The 747-nt window shown below is 64.5% G+C and carries 1 protein-coding gene; it reads left to right on the top strand.

The window, feature by feature from the left end; translation table 11 throughout:
• Positions 1-747 (top strand): IS630 family transposase (locus ACLJQZ_RS48580; RefSeq protein WP_410628518.1); only part of this gene is annotated, 747 nt, incomplete at its 5' end.

Consider the following 747-nt stretch of genomic DNA (forward strand, 5'->3'; position numbering starts at 1 on the left):
CATTGGTCGAGCCGGCTTTTGGGCCGGCACCTGGGTGTCGGCGACGCGACCGTGGCCAGGGCGTGGCGCAGATATCACGTGCAGCCGTGGCGGCGGGAGACGTTCACGTTCTCCACCGACCCGGAACTGGAGGCCAAGGTCCGGGACGTGGTCGGGCTGTACCTGAACCCGCCTGAGAAAGCGGTGGTGTTGTGCGTGGACGAGAAGTCTCAGATCCAGGCACTCAACCGCACCGCGCCGATGCTGCCGCTGCGCCCGGGACTGCCGGAGAAGGCCACCCATGACTACCAACGCAACGGGACCACGACCTTGTTCGCGGCATTGGAGATGGCGACGGGGAAGGTCACCGATCAGTGCTACGACCGGCACGGCAAGGCCGAGTTTCTCGACTTCCTCAAGAAGGTGGCCAAGGCCTACCCGCGCCGCGAACTGCACGTCGTGCTGGACAACTACCACACCCACAAACACGCCGACATCAAGAACTGGCTGGCCGGGAACCCGAGGATCACGCTGCACTTCACACCTACTTCGGGCTCGTGGCTCAACCTGGTCGAAGTGTTCTTCGGCATCATCACCCGCCAGGCGATCCGCCGCGGATCCTTCGACAACGTCAAGGAACTCGTCGCCGCGATCCGCGGTTTCATCGCCGGCTGGAATGACCGCTGCCACCCGTTCACCTGGACCAAGACCGCCGAGGAGATCCTGCCCCACGCCACCCGCCAACGAACTTCAGACGCGCGACACTAG

The sequence above is a fragment of the Amycolatopsis sp. cmx-8-4 genome (genome assembly GCF_046548675.1).
Taxonomy (GTDB): domain Bacteria; phylum Actinomycetota; class Actinomycetes; order Mycobacteriales; family Pseudonocardiaceae; genus Amycolatopsis.